Annotated in this window: 20 protein-coding genes; 16 read left to right on the top strand and 4 right to left on the bottom strand. The window is 40.1% G+C overall.

What is annotated here, in order from left to right:
• Nucleotides 1-20 precede the first annotated feature (20 nt).
• The 4 genes from IEW76_RS08315 (at nucleotide 21) to IEW76_RS08330 (ending at nucleotide 3,344) form a co-directional block, all read left to right on the top strand.
• A complete protein-coding gene (locus IEW76_RS08315) occupies nucleotides 21-218 on the top strand; it encodes a hypothetical protein (protein ID WP_188652754.1) in 198 nt (65 codons plus the stop codon).
• Between the two features lie 19 nt (nucleotides 219-237).
• Nucleotides 238-513: a hypothetical protein gene (locus IEW76_RS08320; protein WP_188652756.1), complete on the top strand. Its 276-nt coding sequence runs from the start codon at nucleotides 238-240 to the stop codon at nucleotides 511-513.
• 218 nt (nucleotides 514-731) lie between these two features.
• Nucleotides 732-896: a hypothetical protein gene (locus IEW76_RS08325; RefSeq protein ID WP_188652758.1), complete on the top strand. Its 165-nt coding sequence runs from the start codon at nucleotides 732-734 to the stop codon at nucleotides 894-896.
• Nucleotides 897-1,634: 738 nt separating this feature from the next.
• A complete protein-coding gene (locus IEW76_RS08330; protein ID WP_188652760.1) occupies nucleotides 1,635-3,344 on the top strand; it encodes a hypothetical protein in 1,710 nt (569 codons plus the stop codon).
• An 89-nt stretch (nucleotides 3,345-3,433) separates the two neighbouring features.
• Here IEW76_RS08330 and IEW76_RS08335 read toward each other — a convergent pair whose 3' ends face one another.
• Nucleotides 3,434-4,225 carry a zinc ribbon domain-containing protein gene (locus IEW76_RS08335; protein WP_188652762.1) on the bottom strand — a complete coding sequence of 264 codons (792 nt, stop codon included), beginning with the start codon at nucleotides 4,223-4,225 and terminating at the stop codon, nucleotides 3,434-3,436.
• A gap of 23 nt (nucleotides 4,226-4,248) precedes the next feature.
• A complete protein-coding gene (locus IEW76_RS08340) occupies nucleotides 4,249-5,670 on the bottom strand; it encodes a TcaA NTF2-like domain-containing protein (RefSeq protein ID WP_188652764.1) in 1,422 nt (473 codons plus the stop codon).
• Nucleotides 5,671-5,867: 197 nt separating this feature from the next.
• Here IEW76_RS08340 and IEW76_RS08345 point away from each other — a divergent pair, with 197 nt between their 5' ends.
• The 11 genes from IEW76_RS08345 to IEW76_RS08400 all read left to right on the top strand — a co-directional run bounded on the left by IEW76_RS08345 (nucleotide 5,868) and on the right by IEW76_RS08400 (nucleotide 16,057).
• On the top strand, nucleotides 5,868-6,014 hold the full coding sequence (locus tag IEW76_RS08345; RefSeq protein ID WP_188652766.1) for a hypothetical protein: 147 nt from the start codon (nucleotides 5,868-5,870) through the stop codon (nucleotides 6,012-6,014).
• Nucleotides 6,015-6,331: 317 nt separating this feature from the next.
• Nucleotides 6,332-6,874 (top strand): 3-dehydroquinate synthase II domain-containing protein, encoded by a 543-nt coding sequence (locus tag IEW76_RS08350; protein ID WP_188652768.1) that lies wholly within the window; start codon nucleotides 6,332-6,334, stop codon nucleotides 6,872-6,874.
• 133 nt (nucleotides 6,875-7,007) lie between these two features.
• On the top strand, nucleotides 7,008-7,157 hold the full coding sequence (locus IEW76_RS08355) for a hypothetical protein (RefSeq protein ID WP_188652771.1): 150 nt from the start codon (nucleotides 7,008-7,010) through the stop codon (nucleotides 7,155-7,157).
• A 341-nt stretch (nucleotides 7,158-7,498) separates the two neighbouring features.
• On the top strand, nucleotides 7,499-8,008 hold the full coding sequence (locus tag IEW76_RS08360; protein ID WP_188652773.1) for an IS3 family transposase: 510 nt from the start codon (nucleotides 7,499-7,501) through the stop codon (nucleotides 8,006-8,008).
• Between the two features lie 240 nt (nucleotides 8,009-8,248).
• Nucleotides 8,249-8,335 carry an IS3 family transposase gene (locus IEW76_RS21070; RefSeq protein ID WP_188653021.1) on the top strand — a complete coding sequence of 29 codons (87 nt, stop codon included), beginning with the start codon at nucleotides 8,249-8,251 and terminating at the stop codon, nucleotides 8,333-8,335.
• A 727-nt stretch (nucleotides 8,336-9,062) separates the two neighbouring features.
• Nucleotides 9,063-9,854: an SDR family oxidoreductase gene (locus tag IEW76_RS08375; RefSeq protein ID WP_229721170.1), complete on the top strand. Its 792-nt coding sequence runs from the start codon at nucleotides 9,063-9,065 to the stop codon at nucleotides 9,852-9,854.
• A 38-nt stretch (nucleotides 9,855-9,892) separates the two neighbouring features.
• Nucleotides 9,893-11,377: an FAD-binding oxidoreductase gene (locus IEW76_RS08380; protein ID WP_188652775.1), complete on the top strand. Its 1,485-nt coding sequence runs from the start codon at nucleotides 9,893-9,895 to the stop codon at nucleotides 11,375-11,377.
• Nucleotides 11,378-11,382: 5 nt separating this feature from the next.
• Nucleotides 11,383-12,816 (top strand): FGGY-family carbohydrate kinase, encoded by a 1,434-nt coding sequence (locus IEW76_RS08385; protein WP_188652778.1) that lies wholly within the window; start codon nucleotides 11,383-11,385, stop codon nucleotides 12,814-12,816.
• A gap of 17 nt (nucleotides 12,817-12,833) precedes the next feature.
• The gene (locus IEW76_RS08390) at nucleotides 12,834-14,126 is read left to right on the top strand and encodes an MFS transporter (RefSeq protein WP_188652780.1); all 1,293 of its coding nucleotides are present in this window, start codon (nucleotides 12,834-12,836) and stop codon (nucleotides 14,124-14,126) included.
• A 112-nt stretch (nucleotides 14,127-14,238) separates the two neighbouring features.
• Nucleotides 14,239-14,946 carry a MurR/RpiR family transcriptional regulator gene (locus tag IEW76_RS08395; RefSeq protein ID WP_188652782.1) on the top strand — a complete coding sequence of 236 codons (708 nt, stop codon included), beginning with the start codon at nucleotides 14,239-14,241 and terminating at the stop codon, nucleotides 14,944-14,946.
• A gap of 286 nt (nucleotides 14,947-15,232) precedes the next feature.
• Complete coding sequence (locus tag IEW76_RS08400) at nucleotides 15,233-16,057, top strand: transposase (RefSeq protein ID WP_188652784.1); 825 nt, start codon at nucleotides 15,233-15,235, stop codon at nucleotides 16,055-16,057.
• Nucleotides 16,058-16,581: 524 nt separating this feature from the next.
• Here the strand turns inward: IEW76_RS08400 and IEW76_RS08405 are convergent.
• Together IEW76_RS08405 and IEW76_RS08410 are read right to left on the bottom strand one after the other, a co-directional pair.
• Complete coding sequence (locus tag IEW76_RS08405) at nucleotides 16,582-18,207, bottom strand: L-lactate permease (protein ID WP_188652786.1); 1,626 nt, start codon at nucleotides 18,205-18,207, stop codon at nucleotides 16,582-16,584.
• Between the two features lie 33 nt (nucleotides 18,208-18,240).
• Nucleotides 18,241-19,194, bottom strand: a complete 954-nt coding sequence (locus IEW76_RS08410; RefSeq protein WP_188652788.1) for an L-lactate dehydrogenase — start codon at nucleotides 19,192-19,194, stop codon at nucleotides 18,241-18,243.
• A gap of 620 nt (nucleotides 19,195-19,814) precedes the next feature.
• Between IEW76_RS08410 and IEW76_RS08415 the strand changes: the two genes are divergently transcribed.
• Entirely contained in the window at nucleotides 19,815-21,299 is a 1,485-nt protein-coding gene (locus IEW76_RS08415) for a methyl-accepting chemotaxis protein (protein WP_188652790.1), read from the top strand.
• Nucleotides 21,300-21,454 lie beyond the last annotated feature (155 nt).

The raw sequence follows: 21,454 nt of genomic DNA on the forward strand, positions 1-21,454 counted from the left end.
TACTAAAGCGAGGGGCGCACATGCTTATAAAGAAAGTTTTAGTATACATAGGTCTTTTAGTGATGGTGGTTGCCTGTTCACAACTAGACGTATTACATAAGGGTAATGGGATTCCTCATCATAAGGATGTTCAATCTCAATTGGTAGAATCAGTTCATGCTCAGCAAGGTGGATCAGAAGATGACAATACGAGTAACAGTCCTACTGTATTAAATTGAAGAGTTAGTGGACCAACAAATGAAAGAGCTTAAAAGTAGTGAAGCGGATGGGTTTGATATTGAACTTCAACCATTCTACATTACGGGGAATGATATACCTGAAATTCTAGAAATTAAAGCCGAAAAAGTTGCTTATCTTGAGGAGGCTGAGGTACAGGTTTCTATTTATCAATATGATTCTCATAAAGAGGAATGGGCCGTATCCTTACAAAAGGGAATGACTGAAATGGAAGCCACATACCGTCCTATTATTCAACTGGACATATCATGGGAGACAAACGTGAACAGCTTATAATTGGTAGAATACGGGGAGTGGTGGCTACTTAAGTCTATTCGTCCTTGGGAGTAAGGACATAGTGAATGTGGAAGCATAGGGGGGCCGGCGATTCAGGCTGCTTTTAGAGCAGGAGAAAGCTTTAATAGTCTAAAGATACGATTGATCTTATCGAATGACGCCATGTATACTACAAAGATGTAATAAAGAATGTATTTTATGCGCAAAAGGAGTATTTCATGGAAGATCAACAAAAGCAAGTCGCACAAAAAGCTCAAGATGAAATGATGAAATTAGCAGAGAGATTGTTTCAAGAAGGGAAGTCAGAAGATGAAGTAAGGAAAGCCCTCTCTGATTACCTTGATCAAAAACGAGCTGAGGTGCAGCAGAATAAAGGAGTGTAAGCGCGGTGATGGACCGCGCTTTTTTATGTTCTCCTATTAAGATATAATCCTCTTAATCGTCCTAAAGACTATAATGATTATCAATATCAAAACAAAGTAAATTATAGAGTTAAGGAAAAAGGCTCCCATTAATACTTCACCAGCCGCTTCACATTCGAATCCAACGTATGCGGGAGCGGGGCATGAAACGTATCTAGTGAACCTGCTTGGGCACCTTCTGTTTTTTTTAATTAATCAAACGTTTGATTAATTAAAATGTAGCCTGCTAAATGACTTTGTACTATTTCTGCTTTACTGATCTTCTTTCTATGCACCTATTATTATATAAATACAGTTTTTTGATATTTTCCATATTCAGAAAATTTCTAACATGGTAAAAATAGTCCTGACTGTCTTGATCATTAAATTCATATAAATCCTTGCCTGTTTGTCTTCAAAATTTTTAGTTTGTTTAAAACAGTCTCTTGTAGTTTGTAAGAGTATTCTCGTTATCATTTTAGTTAAGAAATTTCATCTTAAACTGTTCTTCGTAAAATTCTGGTGGTTGTACACTCATACTGAATGGTCCCTTCTATATGAGTAATGAGTAATATTTAGTAAATGCCATTGTGTGGGAATTTGTTTATGAAGTCAAAGGTTGAAAGAAAGCATCTGATATGTAAATCATACTATAAATCCCCCACTTAAAGGGAGGTATCATTTTTTTCATGAAGAAATGGTCATGGAGGGGGGATTATAGTGCAAGGAACAAGGGATTTAAAAGAAAAAATGCTAGATTATTTGGATAAGGAAATAGATGCATTAATTAATCAACAGAATAAAGAAATTCAAGGGTTAAAAGAGGTAATTGAAACGAAGGAGAAAAAGATCTTTAAATTAACCGATAAAATGGTCGAGCAACAAAATAGGGAATATAAACACAAGAATGAGGATTCACAATTACGTTTGGAAGCGGATCTGTTGCTTGGTGTCCTATACAATTGTGGCGATCTAGAGTTCATTAAAGCTTACTTAACAAAGTATAGAGAGCAAGTACCAACATGTTGGGTAGAGAAGTATATCACTGTTATGAAAGAATTGATGAAAGCGGGAGATTATCAAAATTCTGCTCTAATCATTCAATTTTTATTAGAAAGCCTGGGAGAAGAGGGGCATGAGTTACAAACCTCAACTTATAATCACTTATTAGAAATGGGTCCGTTTTTCCTCTTAGAAGAACCAGATGTAGACCACCTTGAATATCCATACAACCTAACCAATGTATTATACTTTTATCGCTCAATGGCTACCCTTTCGGGGAGTCGTTCTATCAAACAGTTTCTTAAAGATCATGTGGCAGTCATTAAGAAAAATGTTTTCAGATGTAACTCACCAAAGTCCATTACAGAATTGATTAGATGTTATTTTGCTTATGATTTAATTGATGGATTGGACGCTGTTTTTACTGATCTCGAAGTAGTATGGCCATCTATTAAGGGGAAACTTACAGCAGAACAACTATCTATTATATTGCTCATCGCTCTATACTTAAATAGAGATAGAGTGCTATTGCCAAATGCATATGACGATAAATACCACAACAAATCAAGACCAGAAATGAAACTATATTGGTTATACAAGAAAACCAAAAACAATAAGGCAGATAACTTAGAAAATCGAAAAGATATGGAAATGCTAATACACCAATCTAAGCTGCTCTCGCGATATGAGAAAGAATACTTTACTGAATGCTTTACAAACAGATGGGTGGAGACATCAAAACAGACTTTTAAGATTAAAGATGAAGGCACAAATAACAAACTGACCAGCTTAAAAGTTATTTCTGTTCTTCCTGCTAAACAAAAGAAAAGGCATTCCAAGAAATTCGAACATACTATGATTAGAATAGCTTTATACAAAAGTGGAAAATCCCAGACTGTGCATGAATATTTCAACACACCTGCTATGAAAGTAGTAGGGAAAGAAAAGTATTATCTCACGGATAATCAACTGAATAATATCAAAAAGAAACGAGCTGGATATTGGATGAATGTCGGCCAGGTAGATGAGGGGCTAATTTTAATGAACACTAAACGAACTCAACTTAAATCTCCTCTCGTTACTTCGAATAATAAGCAACCTATCTCGAAGGAAGATCATGTACATATGACAAATGAAACAAAATTAAGCGATAAAAGCCAACTTCGTAAATTAGGTTATCAGATTACGGGGACCACAAGGGTGAAGAGGTGGGAGATCCTTTCGAAGAAGGCTGTACCTCAGATGGGGGTGAAAGAAGTTGCTTCTATCATAGCTTTCCTTATTCGAGGAAGAAAAGCGATGAAAAATGGTGAAAGTAAAAATCGCTACTCTATATCAGAGTGGGAGTATGATTTGAATAGGCTGAAAAGAACCTATTTTAAGAATGATTTCAATTGGCCTTCTACAACTGTAAGAACATATCCCTAATGTGGCAAATTTAGGAAGCGTGGGAACCGTCCCCGCGCTTCCAAGGCAAAAAAGCAGACCGAAATCGGTCTGCTTTTTTATATGATGGATTACCACATAAACATGCTTGTTAATTCATCTATAAACACCATAAGGCGTGTGACGATAATAATATATGAAACTAATATAGAAGCCCCGGCTGCGAGGATTGCCCAGTAGATGGATTGATCGGCTTTATTACTTCTTTGGCAATGATGGTATACGTAAATGGGAGGGAGGAGATTAATAACAATTGATAAAGACAGCATAAGCAAGATAAGGGAAAATATAATAAATCCTCCGAAGCCAGCTACCAGGGAGATCGCATTTAGCATCATGAATGGGGCTAGTATGCCACCGTATCGTGCGATGAATGTCTTAAAGCTATGGCCAACCTGGGTGATCAACTGTATAACAAATAGACATAAGGCCGATCCAGCTATAACGAGAAAAAAGTTACCTGTTAAGGGTGCAACCATACTAAAGAAGGGAAGAGAACCTGTAATTGAATCAGCTCCAGTTGCTCCGTATAAATGATTGAAAATAACATATAGGGTTATTGCGAATAGGACTACATAAACCGCAAGCGATACTACTCCTTTTAAGAATCCTACTTCTGTAGCGGAAAAGGCCTGATTCGGTTGTTTTACAAATCCCATCACTTCTTGGAGGTATCCTTTCGATAAAGCTTTAGCTCTTTCTACATTTTCGTTTGGAGCGGACGGCGCTACTGTTGCAGTAGCACTAGCTGTAGGTTGTGAACTACCTGTTGAAGGTGATGTTTCTCCAGGGTTTAAATCAAATCCACAATTCCCGCAAAATCTTCCGCTCTCTTGCTCGTGGTTACAGTTCGTACAGATCATCGCATTCTTACTTCCTATGTGTTTTATAAGTTTTCTCGAATCGTATCGTTTATCAGGATTTTTTGAATCTTGTAGAATCCATTCTCATACACCACAATGTATCGCTTTGTTCGATCATAGCGAGTTTGTTCACTTAGGTGGTTTGTAAAGATAAACATTTCTTCCATATCCACTTCAAACGTATCGCTAGCAGATTTGTTTGCTTGGATTATCGAGTTTTCTTTAAAGTCATAAGTGTAGACGGAACTGTTTAGCTCGCGGAGATAATCGTATAATTCTTCCTCAGCATGACTTCCATTTTGTAAATAGGGTTCAATCAGATTGAAATTGTGCTCATTCAAAGCCTGTTCATACGCGCTTCTGAAAGCTACGACATGATTGGCTGCTGCTTCTGCTGTTGCGTTTAGGCTACTTGAATGGATGGTGCTTTCCTGTTCTTTTTCCTCTTCTTTAGGTTCAGGCGTTTTCTCGACTACTTTTGGTTTCTCAATCGTTAATTCAACGTGATCTCCTTGAATATAAAGCGTATCAATAACTTCAGATCGGAGAACATCTCCAGAATCTGTTGCCCACTCGGCGTGGACTTTGATCGATTCCTTGACTGGGACGGGGCCAATTTGATTTAGCTCTGATAGAGGAAGACCTGTGCTAGTGCCGTTAATATAAAGAATGGCCGAAGATTCATTGCTCGAGAGGGAGTAGTTTTTATATTCGAAAGGGAAGGAGAATTCTTGTTTTGTTCCAGGTTGATCAATGTGTACTTCTAATTGGTTCTCAAACGTTCCGTACTCATTTTGCGCTTCACCATGAATTTTGAATGTACCTGGATAGGCCTTTGCAAGGTTGTAAGAGGTATCTGTATTTGTAATTTCAACAGAATGTTCACCGGCTGTAATAATGCTTGATGGGGCAAGGGCGGAATGAACGGAAATGGTTGCAGGGAGCGCTTCCATATCGTATGTATAGAAGAGTTTTGGGATGATTGCTCGTTTCTTAGCAAGGAAAACGGGCTCTCCGTAATCATTTACTATTTGTTGCGCAGTCTTGTCATCCTTATTCGCTTCAACAATTTGAGAAAATTGCTCTTTCATCGTCTCCCACCCAGCTTCACTAAGGTAGGTGAGGTATTCCTCTTTGTTTAAGAGCGCTTCTTCTTCTAATGAGAGCTCATCCATTAGTGCTGATGAATCTTTCGTCTTCATCGCTTGGTCCATCGCTTGTATCTTCTTCATAGGATCAAAAATCGAAGACAGGGCCATATGAGTAAAGAATAATACAACGGCAAGAATTCCAATCGAACCGAGCGTCCATTTTCGCTTTTTTGACATGGGTCGGGCAGGTTGATCGTAGTGATCGGTAGGATTGTTGGAAAACTGCGCACCACATGAGGTACAAAAGTCCTGCTCCTCGCTCAATGTATGACCGCATTCCGTACAAAAGCGCATTTTTTCAACTCCTTTCTCGTTAAGGGTTCAAGCGCACAAAACTATACTATTGGTTAATATAGGAAAATATGACTGATCTTTTATGATCGGTCTTCTATTGTTCATAAACCATGTAAATAAAAGTTTTTAGGCCTATTTTATTATTGGATTTATATAATTAGAAAGGACGTTAAGACACTTTGCAAGGGAGAGAGAAGATGAAGAGAAGGGTTTGGTGGGTAGGTGCTATCGTTGTTACTTTAGTCATTAGTGGATGGTACATAGGTGCTCGTGCATTAGGGAAGAAAGAGGTTGTAGTAACAGCGAAGCCAGCAGAAGATTATAAGCATGTTGAAACCGTCTGAAGATAGGAAGGGCATTACGATCTCTCCCTCAAATGGAAAATGGGCAACTGGAGAACAATACGTAGTATTCGGGAATAATAGTATGTAGAAAAGTAAAAACAGCAAAGTACTAATTGGAGTACTTTGCTGTTTTTGTTCTTTTATACGTATCCGCCGAGACAATGAACCTGTCCCCCTGTCCCTTGAAAACTTAGTTCAATTAGCTCAAGATAGAAAGTTATAAGAGATAGTATGACAGATCCATGGTAACGGTTTTCAGGCTCAATGTAGAGTGAGACAGAGGGCTACATCCGTGTTTTTGTGTTAGGAGTGCGAAAATGAAGGAACAAACTCAGTACTTTGAAGTATCAAAAATTATAGAAGTAGGAGAAGGCATGAGGGTGTGTTTAGATTTTACTGATATCTTGGCACCTTTAGAAGGTCTTTTCGTAGGGAACACCGGTCATGGGTATGTGCACGTTCTCTCAGAAAACCGCGAAACAGGCGATTATCCCGCTAGACCGTTTCGTATTAACTGCGGAGCGTTTCATCAGTATTTACATCAAGGGGAGCGAACGCTCTACCTTCATGAGGTAACTCCGGGAGAACCTCTTACGCTTTCTAGCCTTGAGGGGGAGAGAGATCGGTACGTTGGGAGAGTAAAGATTGAGAAGCGGTCGTTTATAAGAGTGGAGTGTGAAGGTCAGGACGGGAAGATCTCGGCCACACTTCAGAATTCTTCTAGTGTTTTTGTTCGGGAAGAGAGCCAAGGAGAGCTTTCTGTTCAGGATCTAGCCGTTGGTCAACGGATCTTGTGTCTGCCGGATCAGCCTGGGCGTCATTTGGGAGAGAGGATTGAGGAGACTATTTTTGAGAAGTAGAGGGACATAGGGACAGGTGGACTATACCCTGAATAATGGACACCAATAACTTGGGACGTTATTCAGGGTTTTCTATGTCATCAAAAAGAAAACCCGTTTATAATAAAAAGAATATTATGAGCGGAGGCTACACATGAATAAAAGAACATGTTCCCAAGAACAAGTGAAAGCATTGAAACAAAATCCGAACGTACTAGAAGTAAAATCAAATGGAGTTACTTACACTCCAGAGTTTAAAGTGAAAGCTGTAGAAGCTAGTCTTAGAGGGAAAAATCCTCTTTAGATCTTTAAGGAACTGGGGTTATTTGACCTGGATATCATCGGCAAAGATGTTCCGAGAAAACGAATCTATAATTGGAAAAAGATCTATGACGAACACGGAGAAGTAGGGTTATATTTCAATAAGAGAAGTTCAGCTGGGCAAGGTGGATCGTCTAACAACAAATCTGCCGAGGAAAAACTAAGAAAAGCAGAGGCTAGAATTAAGTTTCTAGAAACCGAGAATGAATTCTTAAAAAAGTTAGAAGAACAAGAGAGGCAGGCGTTGAGAAAGAAACAAGACTAACCCCTTCTGAAAAATATCAAATCATCTATCAAACCATTAACTGCGGGGATTTGAAGTATATGGTTCGTTACTTATGCAGATTAGCTTGTGTAAGCAGAAGTGGTTTTTATGCATGGCTTAAGGCAGCCCCTAAGCGACAACGACGAGAAGAACAAGACCAAGCCGATCTTGAGCGTATTACATCAATTCTCAACTCCAAAAATCAAAAGGCCGGTATTCGCCAGATTAAAATGGTTTTGGAGAACGAACACGGTTTAGTTGTGAACCTAAAGAAAATCGTGCGGTTAATGAGGAAAGAAGGATTGAAATCAAAAATCAGAAAGGCAAACCCTTATAAACGCCTAGGTAAAGCCACTCAGGAACATCAGACCTGCCCAAATGTGTTAAATCGTAATTTCGATCAAGGAAAGCCTGGGAAAGTGTTTTTAACGAATATCACCTATTTACAGTACGGAAATGGTCAAGTCGCCTATTTATCATGTGTTAAAGATGGAAGTACGAATGAAATCCTGGCGCACAATCTATCAACCACTTTAGGTATGGATATTGTTTATCAAACAATGAGCTGACTCAGACAAGTTCATCCTATAATTGGTGAATCTATTCTTCATTCCGATCAGGGTTTCCATTACACCAACCCTGACTTCCAGAAGAACATCAAAAATCTAGGAATCATTCAATCTATGTCGCGTAAGGGAAATTGTTGGGATAACGCTCCTATGGAAGCTTTCTTCGGAACCTTGAAAGATGAAGTAAACCATAGAGAGTGTAAAAACCTAAAAGAACTGACCAGTTATATAGATTAATTTATAAGTTATTACAACCAAAAAAGGTATCAATGGGGATTAGGGAAGATGAGCCCGGTACAATACCGAACTCACCTCTTAGCAGCATAGTCGTCCCTTATTCAAGTGTCTATTTTAGAGGGTACAGTCCAGAAATGAAATGAGTATTACATACAGAATGAAAAAGCAGAAGGAGCCCCAATTAGATCGGGAGCTCCTTCTGCTTTTTTGTTGATCAAACGTTTGATCAATTGTTGCCAAGACTATTTATTAAACCTTCGCCTGCTCATGATTCAGTTCTGCTAACTCATCTTCTAACTGTTTTAACTGTGTCTCCAACTTCTCCGTATTCCCGCCAACCGATGATTCCATTTTTCTAAATCTCCCTGGATTCGTATGTAGTCTGATTTTACAACGTTAATTTGGTTTTCTAGTTCTCTTTTTGTCATATCAGCAAAAGCACTCATTTTTACTTTTATTACCTTAGAGTATAAATCATGTAAGGGGGTATGGCGAATATAGGGAAATGTAGGGGTACCGTTCCCGCCTCATTTGGCCGGGACAGGCTTGTTTTCACGAAATGAACAGGTAGTTAACGAGTGAATGTTTAAAACAACGCAGGCTGAACTTTAAGTTTGTGTTTATTTGTGATCATTCTTTTTGTTAGCGAGAAGTTACCTAAGGAGTACAATATCCCTGAGCAGTTCGACGTATAGAGAAATTTCTCTTGATCAAAGGATAAAATAAAAAAATAAAGAAATTTCTTAAAAAATCATTGATTTTGAAAGCGGATACAGTATACAATAAATTCAGAAAATTAAAAGGAAGGCGGGATCCAATGGACGCCGTAAAAACGAACATAACAGATTTTAATATGAACTTCTTTAATTTAGAGGGCAAAGTAGCGTTGATTACTGGAGGGAATTCTGGTTTAGGCCAAGGGTTCGCGCTGGCTCTTGCTAAGGCGGGAGCAGATATCTTTGCTGTTAGTATGGCTGAAGACGAAGAAACAAAGCAGCTCATTGAAGCGGAAGGTGTTCAGTATCACTTAATGATTTCTGATATTACTGAAGACGGTGCTTGTAAACAGGTGGTTGAAAAGTGTCTCTCTGTATACGGGAAGATCGACATCCTACTCAATAATGCTGGTATTAACATTAATGAAAAGGATGTAACGAAATTCACACGACTTCAATGGGACAAGATGGTGTCAGTAAACCTTACTGCACCTTTTGATTTAGCGCATGAAGTAGCAAAATATATGATTCCTCAAAAGAGCGGCAAGATTATTAATACATGTTCGTTATTCTCTTACCTTGGTGGACAGTGGTCTCCTGCTTATGCTGCTACTAAGCATGGTTTATCAGGTTTCACAAAAGCTTATTGCGATGAATTAGCTCAATATAACATACAAGTAAATGGAATAGCGCCAGGGTATTTCGCCACAGATGTGACCGAGGTTACGAGAGCCGATCCTGAAAGTAATAAACGTATTTTGGATCATATCCCTGCAAACAGATGGGGAAATATTCAGGATCTAATGGGAACAATGGTTTTCTTGGCTTCTGATGCATCCAATTACGTAAACGGCACGCTGATCAATGTTGATGGCGGATACTTAGTTCGATAGATAGCTAGACTACTTATGAAAATAAAGGGGACGAAGAAATGACTATTAAAACGAATTCGATTGTTGAAGATTTAAAAGGGCTACTTTCCGAGGGTCAGGTTGTCACAGACGATGCTGCTTTATATGATGCATCTGCCGATCGGTATAAGAAATATGCAAAGACGAAGAATGTTCTTGATGTACCTAAACCGTTAGCCATCGTTTATCCTCTTTCCAATGATGAAGTTAAAAGTCTTCTTATGTATTGTAACGAAAAACTCATCAACGTCATTCCACGGAGTGGGAAGACGGGGACAGAAGGTGGGCTAGAGAACTGGAAACAGACAACCGTTGTAATCGATGGATCGAAGATGAATGAGATTACGAATATTGATACCTACAATATGCAGGCAACTGTTCAATCAGGTGTTAAGCTGCAAACGTTAGAAGACGAACTTCGTAAACTAGGGTATACAACAGGACACTCTCCTCAGTCGAAGCCTGTTGCTCAACTTGGTGGGTTAGTTGCTACTCGAAGCATCGGTCAGTTCTCGACCCTTTATGGAGCTATGGAAGATATGCTTGTAGGATTAGAATGTGTATTCCCAGAAGGAAACATTTCTAAGATTAAGAATGTCCCAAGAAGATCAGGAGGACCTGATATTCGTCACATTGCGCTAGGGAATGAGGGGGCGCTTTGTTATATCACAGAAGTAACGGTGAAAATCTTTAAATACACCCCTGAGAATAATGAGTTCCATGGCTATTTAATTGAAGATATGGAGACTGGTATTAGCATTTTAAGAGAGGTCATGGTGAATGGATTCAGACCATCAGTTGCCCGTTGTTATTCAGAAGAAGATGCGAGAAATCATTTCGGCAATTTCTACGAAGGGAAATGCGTACTCCTCTTTATGGCTGAGGGAGCCAAGGGTCTTGTGAAAGCGACGAGTGAGGCGATTACAGAAGCGGTAGAGAAATTCCAGTCAGGCATTGTGAAGCAAGTAGATTCTTCACTTATAGAAGATTGGTTCAACAACTTGAATTGGGATCAGAGTAGGATTGATGCTGAGATCGAAGAAATGATTAAGCATAATTCTCACGATGGCTTTACTACAGAAATTTCTGCTGATTGGGAGAACGTTATTAAGATCTACAACAATGTTATAGAGCGAGTGAGAAATGAATTTAAGCGCGCTGATGAGTTAACGATGCTTGGTGGGCATTCTTCTCATAGTTATTTAAACGGGACGAACATGTATTTCGTCTACAACTATACAATTAATTGCGACCCTGAAGATGAATTACTCGAATATCATCATCCGATTCACGAGATCATCATTGAAGAGACTCTGAAGCTAGGTGGGTCTATGTGTCACCACCACGGCATTGGAAAGTATCGTTCAGAATGGACAAAAGAAGAGCATGGTTCAGCTTATTACATGCTAGAGAAATTAAAAGAAGCCTTCGATCCAAACGGAATCATGAACCATGGGACCATCTTCCCTCAATACAATGAAGTGAAGAAATATATCAGAGGATGATGAGTATGAGTAATCAATATATCATGGGAATTGACAGTGGTTCTCAAAGTACGAAAGTTGTAATTTTTGATATAGAGGGAAATGAATTGGCTTATGGTTCCTCTTCTTTAAAAGAGACCCTTTCTCCTGAGCCAGGAGTCGTCGTTCACCCTGATGATGATTTGTGGGACAGTCTTTACGAAGCGGTGAATCGATGTTTAAACGATTTTGAAGGGGACCGGAAAGAGATTATTGGGATTGGATTATGTACCATTAGGTGCTGTCGTGTTCTTTTAGATGAGCATGGAAATCTGGCCCATCCAGTTATTAGCTGGATGGATACCAGGTTATCCAAGCCATATGAGCATACCGACGATCGTGTTCACTATGTAACTACCACCTCCGGATACCTCGGTCTGAAATTAACGGGACAATACAATGATACAGCTGCAAATTATGAAGTGTTCTGGCCTGTGAATCGAGAAACGCTAGATTGGTCTACAGATGATGAGGAGATAGCAGCCCATGGACTTAGGCGTGATATACTCTTTAATCTTGTGAAACCAGGTGAAGAGCTAGGTACACTACGAGGAGATCTAGCTAAAGAATTTGGATTGAATGAAAACGTCTCAGTTGTGGCTACAGCAAATGATAAAGCTGTAGAAGCGTTAGGATCAGGCATCCATGATGAGCATTCGATTATGATTTCACTTGGAACATTTATCTCATCCATGATGCTCAGGGAAACCTATTTTGAAAACGCTACCAACTTCTTTCCAACCTTTGCATCCATCCCTTATCAGTACGCATACGAATCAAATGGGATTCGAAGAGGATTATGGACAGTGAGTTGGTTTAAGAAACTAATTGGTGAAGAACTTGTGAAAGAAGCGGAGAAGGCAGGCATTTCTGAGGAGGAATTTCTGAATCGTAAAGCGACAGAAATCCCGGCAGGTAGTGATGGATTGTTTACGGTTTTAGACTGGTTAGCCTCACCGGACACTCCTTATCGAAAAGGAATGATGATTGGGTTCGACCAACGCCATACACGCTATCATATCTATCGCTCTATATTAGAAGCGATCGCTTATGAAATGAAGAATAATATCGACACCATGGCTAAAGAAATTGGAGTGGAAGTGAATGACATCGTTGTGATTGGTGGAGGGTCTAAAAGCGATCTTATGATGCAAATTCTTTCAGATGTATTTGGGCTTCCAACCTATAGAAGGACAGGAAGTAGTAGTGCTTGTGTAGGGGCTGCAATTTGTGCATCTCGATCATTAGGTATCTATGAGGACTTCAACTCCGCTATTCATCAAATGGTTAAAACAGAGTCAGAATTTACTCCTGATGCACATGCTCATTCGTTCTACACGAAGGTAAATGAACATGTGGTTAAGCACATACGAAAGCATACTGACGAAGTCGCTAAGCTTATTTATCCTATATTTAATTAAAGGATTGGGTGGTGTCTGTGAAATCAAATAATGTGAAGAGGTATTTCCAGTTTTTCTTGATTGTTATAGCAGCAGGGGCGATTTTCCCCCTCATCTATCTTAGAACCAACTACCAAGGAACGATTCTAGAAGTATACGATATGAGCCTATCACAACTAAATAGCATATTCTCTGTGTTAGGAATCGCCTACATTGTAGGTTACTTTCCAAGTGGTTGGATTGCAGATCGATTTTCAGCGAAGAAATTAATTTCTATTTCCTTACTTTGTGTTGGGTTAGCGGGAATCTGGTTTGCACAGGTACCGAGTTATCCAGTGGTGATTTTGATATTCGTCATATGGGGAATCTTCTCTGTTCTGACATTCTGGTCTGCCCATTTAAAGATTGTTAAAGTTATTTCAAAGAAAGAGGAAGAAGGTCGTTTCTTTGGCATCTTAGATGGCGGGCGAGGAGTTGTTGAAGCTTCTCTAGCTAGTATAGCGGTCTTAATATTCTCCTCTGTACTAGGAGCAAGTGAGGCTGTTGCAGATAAGCAAGATGCTCTGGTAAATGTTATTTATTTATACTCAGGAGTCTTAATCCTTGTATCTGTTTTAATTTACTTCTTTGTAAATGTGGATGAAGAGAATGAAGAGGCTGCAGAAGAGTCGAAAGAGAACGGTAGCAAGCTCAGTATGAAGCTTGTGAAGAAAGTGGTTTTTAATAAGTATGTGTGGCTATTGGGCGGGATTATCTTTATGTCCTATGTAGTCACATGGACTGTGTACTACTTTGGTGGCTTCCTTGGAACAAACATTCAACTTGATGCCTCTACAGTCGGAACGATAACCGTAACGATGTTGTGGATGCGTCCGATTGGCGGAGTAGCTGGAGGCTTTCTTGGCGATAAGTTTGGTAAGAGTAACATATTAATGTTCGCTTTAGGTTTGGCGACGGTATTTCTCTTCCTCATCCCAATCCTTCCAACATCTTTACCGAATATGGTCTTTAGTTCACTCGTGATCTTGAGTGGACTTGCAATATATACAATTCGCGGTCTATATTGGTCCCTTCTTGGTGATTGTAATATTAATAAAGAAGTGCTAGGGCTCTCAATCGGATTCGTTTCATTAATTGGTTATCTCCCTGATGTATTACTGCCGCTTGTGATGAGTAGTATGATCTCAAGTTTTGGTGATGCAGGTGGATACAATGCCTACTTCATATTAAGTGCAATTGCTGGTATTCTAGCGATCGTGATTACATTCATTTTCAAGCAAACGGTTAACAAAAATACGGTTGTGCAAGATCAACAGACCTATTCTGCATAAGTGTAAGAGTTAAATAGGGACAATTATCATTTCTTAAGTTAGAGAATGATAGTTGTTCCTTTTTCACGAGTTGAGTAAACAAGATACATAAAAAAGAGAGGAGGGAGCAAAGGTGTTAAGGTTAAACACGGAGCAGTTGACGAAGTTGGAGAAAGATGTACATGATAAGGTGTCTAAATTAGTAAAGGAAAATGATCGGTTAAAAATTGTAGAAGCGGCAGACATTTGCAACGTAGCTCCTTCTAAAGTGTCTACTTTGGTTCGAAAGTTGGGGTTTGATAATTTCAAACAATACAAGCGTTACTTCAGTGGCCAAGAAATTAATGTTGAGAGTGAAAAGAAGACTGAAGAATTGGAACGATTGATGATGTTCTTAGAACACTTTGATCATAGCTCAGTAGATGAATTTATATCGGTCTATCATAAGTTTGATAAAGTGATTCTATTTGGTTTAGGCCCTTCATTTATTAGCGCGGAATATTTCGCTTATAAGCTGGATATCGTTTCAGATAAAAATATTAAGGTAACTCATAGTGAAGATTACGTGAAGCAGATGGCTGATGAAGATACATTGTTAATTGTTTTTTCGGTGACCGGTAAGTTTTCCACATTCGAGAATCTCTTCCAAGAAGCGAAAAATCAAGGATCAGAAATCATGTTGATTTTAGAAGAGTTCGCAACTATTCAGGATTCACTAGTGGATTATGTCTTCCATCTTTCTAAATACAATCAAAGTGAACAATTACTCCCATTTGAGAAAACCAGAACCATCTTCTTTATTTTTATGGAAGAGATCGCAACTAAACTGAGGGGTACGTAGTGGGATGGGGGGGACAGGTACCTCGTCCCTTCGTTTCACGAAATAAACACTTAATTGACTAGCTAATGTTAATAAACGGGCTGAAATACATGCGATATTGTGTGGGGGGTAAAACACTGCATACTAGGACGATGAACCTGTCCCCTTGGCCCGTCTTTCATGTTTTTGAAGGAATTTTAAAGGGATGGTAGAAATATAAAGAAGAGCACACCCCCCAGCTTTCCCTTCATAGTCTTCCCCTATCTCTCACCCCATCCGCCTCTAACGAAAGGAGGTCCCCCAAAAAATGCCCAGAAAAGCGAGAAAACAAAGCCGTACTGGCATCTACCACATTATGCTGAGAGGCATCAACCAACAAACGATCTTCGAAGACGAAACAGACAAACATCAATTTCTACTAACCTTAAAACGATATAAGGAACTCTGTCATTTTAAGCTTTATAGTTATTGTATTATGGACAATCATGTGCATCTTTTATTAGAAGAAGGAGAGGAGTCAGTTTCCCATTTTCTGAAGCGGATCAGTTCGAGCTATGTGTACTGGTACAACTTGAAGTACGACCGACACGGACACTTGTTTCAGGGACGTTTTAATAGCGAGTGTGTAAACGATATGGAGTATTTCCTAACGGTAGTGAGATATATTCATCAAAATCCATTGAAGGCTGCGGTTGTCCGGAACGTGTGGGATAGTAAATGGACGAGCATCCATGCGTATCTCGGTGGTCGTTCTGATTTAGTCGATACGGAAAAATATCTGGCCTTATTAGCGTTAGATGATGCCTCAGCTTTGAGGCGTTATAAGATCTTTATGGAAGAGGTGAATGAGGACCAGTGCCTCGATATTATTGTGAATAGGAGGGTGCAAGATTGTGAAGTGAGAGAATATTTGATTAACCTGGGCGTTCCGCATAGCAGCGTCCTTCAGCAAATGGACCGGGGGAAGCGGGATGAGATTTTAGCAAGTCTGAAGGCAATCGAAGGGGTGTCATGTAGGCAAATATCGCGTGTCACTGGCATTTCTAAAAGCGTAGTAGGTCGTGTGCTGGGTCGGAGGGACAGGTACGTTGTCCCGTCTGAAACGAACGAACGAGTAAAAAAGCAGAACTAGACGTTCTGCTTTTTTATATGAATAGATAGTTAGGGAAACGATGGGACGAGGAACCTGTCCCTCTGGCCCTGCGGTCTAATCATCAAAGAAAGAGGCTTCTTCTTCCAAGTCACGAAACCACTTTTTCTTGTAGGAATGAAAGGTATGGCCTTTTGCTTCAGGATCGGTTTTCATTTCTTGTTCAATCCATTGATTTTGCTCAAGGATCGCTCTTTCTGTGCGAATTTTACCTTTTCCTTTGCAAACAAAACAAATGCCGTCATCGATATGTTTGTACCGTCTTATTCTTCCTTTTCGTCCTGGTTCACTACTGCAGTGCGGACATTCTATCGTTGGATAGGGATGGGTCGATACATCAAATGGGAACCGAATAGGGATCTCCTCCTGGGTAAATTATGAAAGTTAATCTATTTTATTCCTTTTTTACTTCTCACATTCTACCATATATAGGACAAAAGGACGAGAATCCACCTCGCAGGCTAAGCGGAAATGATGGTACGAGGTACCTGTCCCCCCGGCCCAGCTCAAACGCCCATCAAAGAGAGGACAAACGTGCATACACATACAACTGCTAGTAACCCAAGGCTATAGTAGAGCGTCTTCTGGAAGAGGGCAGATTCTTTACCCGTTTGTTTAACAGCAGCAGTCGCAATGGCGATAGATTGAGGAGAAATGAGTTTTGCCATAACGCCTCCGGCTGTATTTGCTGCCAGTAGTAGTGCTGGATTTGCTGTAATTTGTTCAGCTGTTACGACTTGTAGGTGACCGAATAGGGCGTTGTTACTAACAACAGAACCTGTAATGAAGACACCGAGCCAGCCTAAGATTGGGCTGAAGAGTGGGAACAGGTCGCCTGTTTTAGATAGCGCTAATCCAATCGTAGAGCTGAGGCCTGCAAAGTTTGATAGATTCGCAAAGCCCATAACAAAGCAGATCGTCAGGACGGGTACCCATAATTCTTTTACGGTTATTTTTAAAGAGTTCATTCCTTGCGGTAATGTGATCGCAGAGCTGAATAGTCCTGTTAGGAGTACAGCCACAAGAATCGCGGTCCCTGTTGCAGAGATGATGTCTAATTTAAATAGTGCATCGAGCGCGACGGTTTCTGGAGAGATCGGTGGTGCTTTCATAATAGTCTCATGCAGAAACGGCATCGGAATCATTTTTGTTGTATTCTCTAAAAGTCCATTCTCACTGAATAACGCTTTAAAAGCAGGTAGGCTCCAGATCGTAATCGTTGCGGTTAAGATATAGAACGGAGACCAAGCTTTTACAATTTCCTTAAGAGAATAGGTTTCCATTTGTGTTGTTTCAGGAGCATCGCCTTCACGATAAATCGTTTTTGGCTTCCATTTTCTTAAGAACAGAGCAAGGCCTGCCATGCTAAGAAGTGCGGCTAGTATGTTCGCTAGTTCAGGTCCTAAGAATATAATGGTGAAAGCTTGAGTCCCTGTATAAATTCCGCTTACGACAAGTAGAGCCGGAAGTGTTTCTTTAATTCCCTTCATACCATTCAAAATAAAGACGAGTAAAAATGGAATAGCAAAAGAAATCATAGGTAGCGTGAATGCGAGCATTCTAGAGAGTTCCATCGTTTCCAAGTTGCCCATCTGAGCCCCGACGATGACAGGGATCCCGATGGCTCCGAAAGCGCCAGATGCGGCATTGGCGATCAAGCATAGGGCAGCAGCTTTCAGGGGACGGAAGCCGAGTTCAACAAGTAAGGCTGCACTGATCGCAATCGGAACACCGAAGCCGGCAGCCCCTTCAAGGAATGCGTTAAAACTAAAACCGATTAATAATAGCTGTAAGCGTTGGTCTTCTGAAATATTGGCGATGCTAGCCCGGATCACGGTGAATTTACCTGTCCGGACAGCGATTTTGTAAAGCCAAACGGCCATGATGACGATGTAACCGATCGGCCATAACCCCTTTGCAACGCCTAATACAGAAGCGGATAGGGCCTGGGCAAGCGGCATATCAAAGAATAGGACAGAGACCGCCACACTCAAACAAAGAGTAAGAAAGGCAGCGAGTATGCCTTTCATTCTAAACTTTGTTAAAGCGAGAAAGAAAAACAAGATTGGTAGAAATGCTATAAAGGCACTGATTAATTCGTTTCCAAATGGATCGTACTGTTGTAACCACATCGGATATCATCTCTTTCTAATACAGAATAATCGTTATGCTTCAAAGTTTTGTTCTAAGATGTCTTTCAATACGCGTGCACTATGGTTGAATTGTTCTGTTTCCTCGGCATTCAAGCTCACTTCAACCACATTACGGATCCCGTTACGATTAATCACAGCCGGAACCCCGATATACACCTCTTCTGTGTTGTACTCTCCGTTCAAGTAGGCACTCACTGTCATGATGCTATTCTCATTGTTTAGGATCGCTTTTGTAATTCGAGTCAGTCCCATTGCGATGCCGTAGTAAGTAGCGCCTTTTTTCTCAATGATGTGATAAGCGGCGTCACGAACGTTTGTGAAAATCTCGTCCAAGTCTTCAAGTTTGTAGTCTGGGCGTTGTTTCATCATTTCTAAAACAGGTACGCCTCCTACTGTTGCATGACTCCAGACAGGCAGTTCTGTGTCGCCATGCTCACCGATGATGGTTGCATGGATATTAGATGGTGCTACTTCGAAATATTCGCCAAGCATGTATCGGAAGCGGCCAGAGTCAAGGATTGTCCCACTGCCGATCACGCGCTCTTTTGGCAATCCGCTGAACTTCCATGTTGCGTATGTTAAGATATCGACTGGGTTGGTAGCGACAAGGAAGATTCCATTGAAGCCACTAGCCATTACGTTCGTTACGATAGTGTGGAAGATAGATAGATTCTTCTTCACTAAATCCAATCGAGTTTCACCTGGTTTTTGGTTGGCTCCTGCACAGATGCAAACAATATCGGCATCTTTACAATCGTCGTATTGTCCGTACCATGTTTTTGTTGGGTTAGGGGCGAATACTTTTCCATGATTTAGGTCCATAGCGTCGCCCATCGCTTTGCCCTCGTTTAAGTCAATGATTACTAATTCTTCTGTTACGGCTTGGTTTAACATGGCAAAAGCATAGCTGCTCCCTACGGATCCTGCTCCAATTAGTGCCACGCGGTTTACATTTTTAGTTGTCATTTTAAATTCCTCCGTAGAAAAATGTTTTATGTGAATTACTTCACAATCTTATTATGCAATGCTTTTGATATGGAATCAATACCACATGTGAAACTTTTCACAAAAAGAAACAAAAGTAACTAAAAGAGCGCTTACATGTTCACGGATTGTTCACAAACTGGGGTGGGATGAGGGGACAGGTTCCTTGTCCCAGTTAGTGTGGTGGGCCGGAGGGACAGGTACAGTGTCCCAGCAGTTTATGATTCTCTTTTGTTGGCCATAATGGTTGTAAAAGAGTTGGGGGAGGGAAGTTGGAATGCAGGAAGATGGGAATTTCTTTAAAGGGTTTATGTGGGCGTTGGTGCTTAGTCTACCAATCTGGGCAGTCATTATAGGAGTTATTAGTATAGTAGTGTCTTTTTAAATAGAAGCATATAGGAATCTAAAATATTCATAAGCCTCTCTCGACTTGATCAAACGTTTGATCAAGTCGAGAGAGGCTTATTTTATAGGCGTTGAAAGGGAAGGGGGGGACAATGTACCTGTCCCTCCGTCCCGAAATTAAGGAAAAATTATAAAGATTATAGTAATATGTAGAAATGGGCTATTATGCCTAAATGTGCTTTAGAAGGGACCGTTTTATGGGAGAGGATAAAAAGTTATCGTTACTAAACGATCGTAACAAATTAATCATTAAATTATCATGGTTTTCAATTGTGCTAAGTATTTTAACGAACTTCACAAGTCACGCAGATTGGGTAATCGCAGGAATTATTTTGGGGATTGGAGGTACTTTTACCACAATAGGCACGATTTTAACTTGGAAAGAAATTGGCGTTAAGTATGTGATGTACATAGTTATGTTCAGTCTGACATTAATCACCTACTTTATGGTCGAAAGCAATCCACATATGATCTCTTACTTAATGGTTTATTATAATTTAGCCGTTATATCTGTTTATCAGCTAATGAAACCAATTGCAGTCATCTCATCCTTGCAAATTGTTTTAACCATTCTGTTTTATATACAGTTTGGCACGGTTATGTTCCCGAATTACGGCGTGGAAGGTTTGATTTCACTTATTCTGTACATTGTTTTAGTGACGGCTTTTCTAATGTTCCAGGCAGGGATGAATACTAAACTTCAAGAAGAATCGAGTGCGAACGAAGAAGAAGCTCTATCAGCAAAGCAGCATGCGGAAGAGATGGTTACACAAGTAAAAGGTTCCTTAGAAACGCTTAGTAATTTTAGTGATAGTTTAAAGGGGAATATTGATGTAACAGGTCGTGTTTCTTCTGAAGTGACCAAGACATTTAATGAAATGGCCTCAGCTATTGAGCACCAGGCGGCTGGTGTTATGGATATCACTAGCCTTGTTGATCGAAGTAAGTCAAATGTAGATGATGTGAATGTAAGTTCAACTTCCATGAAGGAAAATACCCAAAAGTCGGTTGAAGTAGCGAATCTAGCATTTGATCAAATGAATCATTTGAATGGAGAGATTGAAAGCGTAAATTCCATCATGATGCAGGCGGAAGATTCTATGAACCAATTAAAACAAGAAGCAGATGAAATTAGCGATATCATAAATGTCATCAATAATGTCTCTGAGCAAACGAATCTTCTCGCTTTAAACGCTGCCATTGAAGCCGCCCGCGCAGGAGAGCATGGTAAAGGCTTCGCAGTTGTAGCGGATGAAGTTAGGAAATTAGCTGAGGAGTCCAAAGCCTCTACTGTTAAAATCGCTTCTATATTAGAAAAGATTCAGCACAACATTAATGGATCAGTAGAGAAGGTTACAGAAGGAAGAGTGGCAGTTACGTCCAGTCAGGCAAACTCATCAGAGATAAAAAATGTGCTAGAAACCATTAAAGAAAATGGCAACAACGTGGTTGTTCAATCTCAGACCGTTGATGAAAACATAAAGCAATTACTAGAATCGTCTCAACTAACGAGTGATCAAATCAACGAGGTCTCTTCGATTACGCAACAGACGGCAGCGGGAGTTGAAGAAGTTCTGGCCAGTGTAGAAGAACAGAATACGAAAGTGAATGAAATCGTTGAGGATTACTCTACATTAGAAGAGTCCATTCAATCGTTTGTAAACATCGTCAACCGCTCATAATGTGGGATGGAGTGGGATGGAGGGACAGGTACCTTGTCCCACCACCGATCCCCGCCTGAACAGAATAGCGCATTAGAAAAAGCAGAACTACTAGTTCTGCTTTTTTCTGTGACCGGAGAGACCAGTCCATATGATTTAGTGAAACGAAGGGACAA

The organism is Pontibacillus salipaludis, assembly GCF_014642405.1.
Classification (GTDB): domain Bacteria; phylum Bacillota; class Bacilli; order Bacillales; family BH030062; genus Pontibacillus; species Pontibacillus salipaludis.